5 protein-coding genes are annotated in these 6021 nt (G+C 35.2%); 4 read left to right on the top strand and 1 reads right to left on the bottom strand.

The window, feature by feature from the left end:
• Nucleotides 1-1100 (bottom strand): sodium/glutamate symporter (locus ACJML3_RS03945; protein ID WP_406020817.1); only part of this gene is annotated, 1100 nt, incomplete at its 3' end.
• Nucleotides 1101-1514: 414 nt separating this feature from the next.
• On the opposite strand from ACJML3_RS03945, the gene ACJML3_RS03940 reads away from it, so the two are divergent.
• From ACJML3_RS03940 to ACJML3_RS03925, 4 genes are read left to right on the top strand one after another with little or no spacing between them, the layout of a single operon-like run.
• Nucleotides 1515-2642, top strand: a complete 1128-nt coding sequence (locus ACJML3_RS03940; RefSeq protein ID WP_406020815.1) for an amidohydrolase — start codon at nucleotides 1515-1517, stop codon at nucleotides 2640-2642.
• Nucleotides 2642-3676: a methionine ABC transporter ATP-binding protein gene (locus tag ACJML3_RS03935; RefSeq protein ID WP_406020813.1), complete on the top strand. Its 1035-nt coding sequence runs from the start codon at nucleotides 2642-2644 to the stop codon at nucleotides 3674-3676. The genes ACJML3_RS03940 and ACJML3_RS03935 overlap by 1 nt, the downstream gene beginning before the upstream one ends.
• Complete coding sequence (locus ACJML3_RS03930) at nucleotides 3673-4350, top strand: methionine ABC transporter permease (protein ID WP_406020811.1); 678 nt, start codon at nucleotides 3673-3675, stop codon at nucleotides 4348-4350. Before ACJML3_RS03935 ends, ACJML3_RS03930 begins: the two co-directional genes overlap by 4 nt.
• A 25-nt stretch (nucleotides 4351-4375) precedes the next feature.
• On the top strand, nucleotides 4376-5179 hold the full coding sequence (locus ACJML3_RS03925) for a MetQ/NlpA family ABC transporter substrate-binding protein (protein ID WP_406020809.1): 804 nt from the start codon (nucleotides 4376-4378) through the stop codon (nucleotides 5177-5179).
• The last annotated feature ends 842 nt before the right edge of the window (nucleotides 5180-6021 follow it).

The following is a 6021-nucleotide window of genomic DNA, read 5'->3' as shown; positions in this document are numbered from 1 at the left end:
CCAAGAGCAAATCCACAGTGACCAGTACAGATTACAGTAGAATCATATGGTGAGCCTATTGCCTTAATCTTCATGATTCTGAATGTACAGAAATAAACAAATAGAATTACGAGCAGAGTCTGTACTAGGAGAATTGTGATTAGAGGAATTGCAAGATCGATTAACTCCCAAATCTTCATTGTCATCATAGCCATAGATAGGAAGATTGAAAGGCTGATACTACCAAGAGAATCAATTGCCTCCATAGGAATAGGGCGTTTTGCAAAATCAGTTATGTTTCTGATCAGAGCTGCTATAAGCATTGGACCTAAATATGATGGGAGCATTAGACCATCTTTCATAAGCCATAAAGTATGAGTCTTAACATAAGGTGCTACAAGGCTACCTAGACCCATTGAAATTGCAATGCAGACTGTTGCGTTGATAAGGTTTGTTCCTGAGAATGGATCAGGTCTTGTATCAGTACTTACAACATCCTTTGTAGGTTCAGCATTGATAACTTCATCTGCTGCTTTGTCGTTGTGAACTTTAACTTTATTTCTTTTTAATAAAAGCTTTCCGATAGGACCACCAATTAAGCAACCAACGATAAGACCATATGTTGCAGCAGCAAAACCAGCAGTCTGTGCTCCTACAACACCTAAATCTTCAATTGTTTTACCAAATGCACCAACGGTACCATGACCACCAGTTAGTGAAACAGATCCTGTAATCAGACCGAATTTAGGATCGAGATCGAACACAGATGCAAGTGAACAACCGATAACATTCTGTAAAGTGAGAAGAAGTGTTGCTGCAATAAGCATAACAACTACGCCAAGACCACCTTGAGATAGCAGTTTCAAGCTTGCCATGAAACCTACGGTGGTGAAGAATGCGTTCATGAACAGACTTTGCAAAGTAACATCAAATGTTACAGAAAACAGTCCTGTCTGTCTTCCAAACAGAATAATCAAAGAGGCGATTATGCCGCTTACTACAGGTGCTGGAATATAGTATCTTTTAATTACACAAACTCTTTGTTTGATGTAATTACCTACAAATAAGAGTGCAGCAGCGATTGCCATCGTCTGCACCATATCAAATTTTAATTCAATCATTGCCATTCCTGTTGATAAAGGTGATTTTTGTTATTATTTTTGAAATTTTGCTAAATTATTGTACAAAGAAACTCATTATTATAACTTAGTAGCTCATTTTTATCAAAAAACGCTAAAAATCTGCATTTTTCTGTTATAGATAAAAGAGATTGCCTATTATTCACATTATCTATCAAAAGTTCAATTTAGTTTAACTTTATTCTATTTAAAATCAAGGAGATAAATAAAAACCTATTAAACCTATAGAATTACTATTGACAGAAAATATAATTCTGTCATTATATATACACAAAACCTATAAAAATACTAGGAAAAAATCAAATGTTTAATTTTCGAATGTGCTGTTAATTTTCAGATAATAAAAACCAGGTTAGAAAAAGAAAATAAACAAGAACAACAATAGCGAGAAAGAAAATGACAGAGCATATTAAAGAATTTATAGAGCAGGAATTTTATTATTTTCATAAACATCCCGAACTTTCATATGAGGAGTTTGAAACCACAAAACGTCTTAAAGCTGATCTTCAAAAGGCTGGGATTAAAATTGAGGATAACAACCTTAAAACAGGTGTAATTGCAACTATTGGTCATGGTAAAAGAGTAGTTGCCCTAAGAGCAGATATTGATGCACTAAAGATTACAGAAAATACAGATTTGGCATATAAATCTGTAAATGAAGGTATCATGCATGCGTGCGGCCATGACAGCCATGCAAGCGCTGTTCTAGGTGCTGCACTTTTGTTAAAGGAAGCTGAAGACTCTCTAAACGGCACTGTAAGAATCATTTTTCAGCCTGCTGAAGAGGCTCCAGGTGGAGCAAGAGAAATTATAAATGCCGGTGGCCTTAAGGATGTTGAGGCAATATTTGGTATCCACTCAGCTCCAATTTTTGAGGTTGGTACATTAGGTATTGCAAAAGGGCCAACCTGTGCTGCTGTAGAAAAATTCAAAATTGTTTTGAAAGGAAAAGGCACACATGCTGCTCATCCAGAGTTAGGTGTCGATCCTCTTCTTGCTGCAAGCCAATTTGTAGGTGCTGTGCAGAGCATTGTTTCAAGAAATATCACACCAGGCGATCCTGCTGTTGTATCTGTAACACGTCTTGATGCCGGTACCTCATGGAATATTATTCCAGATTTAGTTGAACTTGAAGGTACCATAAGAACCTATAGTAAAGAGGCAAGAGCACTAGCTAAAAACACTTTTGAAAGAATTTTAAATGGCACAGCCTTATCCTTTGGTGTAAGTGCAGATTTGTCATGGGTAGTAGAAATTCCTGCAACTGATAATGATAAGGATTTAAGTGAATTTGCAACCAAGGTTGCAAGAGATCTGAACTTCGATGTTCAAAAGAGTCCTCAGTCAATGGGAGGTGAGGATTTCAGCTTGTATCAGGAGAAGGTAAAAGGACTGTTTATTCAGTTCGGAACAGGTCATGGCGCTCCAAATCATAATCCATCATTTAAGGTTGATCCTAAAGCAATTTATCCAACATCAGTTTATCTATCAGAACTTATTAAAAGATATCTGGAGCAAAGATAATGACAGAGCCAATTATAAATATATCTGCTCTTAATAAGACCTTTAAAAGTAAAGATAGTAGCTACAAGGCTTTAGATAACATCTCTCTTTCCATAAACAAGGGTGATATCTACGGACTTATAGGTTTTTCTGGAGCTGGTAAATCTACTCTTTTAAGAATGATAAATGCTCTTGAAATTCCAGATTCAGGTAAGATAGAGATTGATGGACAGGACATTGTTGGCTTATCTGACAGAAAATTAAGAAGTATAAGAAAGCAGATTGGTATGGTATTTCAGGAATTCAATCTTCTTGAAAGCAAGAGTGTATATGAGAATATCGCGATCGCCCTTAAGATTAACAGATTTGACAAAAAACAAATTCACAACCGCGTTACAGAGCTTTTAAAGTTTGTTGGATTAGAAGGAAAAGAAAAATCTTTTCCAGATGAGCTCTCAGGTGGCCAAAAACAGAGAGTCGGTATTGCAAGAGCTTTGGCAAATCATCCAAAGATTCTTTTGTGCGATGAGGCTACTTCAGCTTTAGATCCTGACACCACAGAATCAATACTTGATCTTTTAAACAAAGTAAACAAGGAATATGGAATAACCATTATTTTTGTTACTCATACTATTCGTGTTATCCAGAAACTTTGCAACAAGGTAGCAATTCTTGAGAACGGAAAATTAGTTGAGAACGGTAATGTTATAGACATATTTTCAAATCCAAAATCAGCTATAGCAAGGCGATTTGTTGAAAGCGTTATTCCAAGCAAGATCCCATCTGGCATTGTGAATGAACTGAAAAAATATAAAGGCTCATATCGTCTGATTCGAATCTTCTTCCATGCTGAGAATGCAACAGATGATGTTATATGGCAGATAAATAACAGACTTAATGTTCATACAAATGTAATGTTTGCATCCGTAAGCGAGATTAGAGACGTGGTTCTGTCTGTTATCACTCTTCAAATTACAGGAAAGCAAGAAGACTTTGACAGAACCTATGAGTACATTCGTAGCCTTGGTATTTCCTTTGAGGAGGTAAATATATGATAAATGAGTTTTTCAAATATCTTCACGTATCTCCATCAATGCTGTCATTGTGCGCAACACAGACTTTATACATGGTTTTTGTTTCCCTTTTTATAGGTTCATTTTTTGCGCTTATTCTTTCATTCCTTCTTGTTCTGACAAGAGAAGGTGGAATAAAGGAAAACAAAGTAGTGTTCTTTGTTTTAAATTCTGTAATCAATGTTGTCCGTTCAGTACCTTTTATTATTCTTTTAGTTTTTATTCTTCCTGTAACAAAGGCGATTGTAGGCACAAGAATTGGTACAACTGCAGCATTAGTTCCTCTTACAACCTTCATTACACCTTATTTATCAAGATTGTTTGAAAACTCTCTTTTAGGTGTAAACAAAGGCATTATTGAAGCTGCAAAGGCAATGGGGGCAAGTACCTTTGAAATAATCGTTCATTTCATTCTGCCAGAGGCAAAATCATCACTGATTCTGTCAGTCACCATTGGCACCATAACATTACTTGGTGCTACAGCAATGGCAGGTGTCATCGGCGGTGGCGGTGTAGGCGATCTTGCACTTACATATGGTTATGAGCGAATGAATTTCCCTTTAATGCTCTTTACAGTAATAGTTTTAGTCGTTTTCGTTCAGATAATTCAGTCTGTTGGAAACTTCCTAGCGACAAAGGCTAGAGGTCATAAATAATAAAAATATAAATTTGGAGAAAATCATGAAATTTAAAACTTTATCTATTGTTGCTTTAGCTACTTTATTAGTATCAGCATCATCATATGGCTTTGATAAGGATCATCCTGTATTGAAGTTTAGTAAATCACAAGGTCCATACTCAGAGCTCTTCATTTCTGGTGTGCAGCCAATTCTTGAAAAGGAAGGTTATAAGGTTGAAGGTATTGATATGTCCGATCTTCTTCAGGCAGATCTTGCTTTAAATGATGGTGAAGTAGATTTTAATGTTGAACAGCATACGGCATATGCAAAGAACTTTAATGCAAGTCAGGATGGACACCTTGTAACATTAACTCCTATTCCAACAGTACCAGCTGGTATTTATCCAGGTAGCAAGACTGCCTTAGACAGTGTAGCTGATGGTGACGTAATTGCAATCCCTAATGATGCTTCAAATACGGCTAGAGCCTATAACATTCTTGCAAAGATAGGCTGGATTGAACTTGATAAGAGTGTTGATCCTAGCAAGGTTACAAAAGAGGACATTGTAAAAAATCCAAAAAATCTTGAGTTTGTTGAGATGAAGTCACTGAACATTCCTGCAGTTGCATCAGATTTTGCTTTTGTTGTGATTACAGGCTCTGTTGTATATAACGCAAAAATCGATCCTTCAACAGTACTTGCTCAAGAAGATGTTGCAGAGCATCTTTTACTGCAGCTTGTAGTACATGAGAAGAATAAGGATGCTATCTGGGCACAGGATATTAAAAAAGCTTACCAGTCAGCAGAGTTTAAAGAGTATCTAGATAAGAACAATAATGGTCTTTGGTTTGTTCCAAAATACTAATAGAAAAGAATAGTCTGATATTAGGTTAGATAATTGAAGGCAATTTGTAAGTTTGCTTAGAATCTTTGGAAATTAGCAAATTTAAGAATTAAAAGGAAATAAAAAAGGATATTTTATCGTCTCTCGTAGTGGAGGATAAAATATCCTTTTTGTGCTTTACATAACCTTTTTTCATTTGCTTCTTTCGGTCTGTAAATACTGTCGCTTTATTTATCAGTAGCGAATATTCCTGAACAAAATTCCTTTGTTTTATCTTTTTCTTTTTCATTTTGTTAATCTCCAATTAGACATTACAAAGAGACCTTTGCGAACGTAAATTCGTGGATTTATCGTCTAAACTGTAGGCGTTTAAACGTTTTTACAGAATACGGATTTACCACATACATTAGGAAGGTCATTTGAGAAATATAATATATATAAAAATGGATGTCCATAGTTCAAATTTCACAATACCTTGATATGAGCGTGGATAAGGAATTGAAACAGACAAACTCTTTTTGCAAACACAGATTAAAGAAGATGCATTTAATGGTACTTCAAAATATATAAACAAGATAATGCGTATGAGTGAGATGTTGATGTGATCTGTGTTTATGAAACTAGAGGTCTATAACATGCACCATAAGTTAAAAGACAAGGTATAAAGAGCGTTATCTTGACCTTAAATTTAATCATATTGAAGATAGTTGATACTTTGATGATCATCTCTTACCACACATAACAAGGTTGATTTAAAAAAAGACCTCTTTTTTCAGTAAATGTATGAACAATTGAGTGAATTTTTCTCTTAGTCTGACAATTTGAATTAAATATAAAATCAGCTAAAATACATATAGTTACTA

This window comes from Succinivibrio sp., assembly GCF_045124615.1.
Lineage (GTDB): Bacteria > Pseudomonadota > Gammaproteobacteria > Enterobacterales > Succinivibrionaceae > Succinivibrio > Succinivibrio faecicola.
Note: the sequence above shows the minus strand (reverse complement) of the source record. Positions and strands in the feature narration are given on the sequence as shown.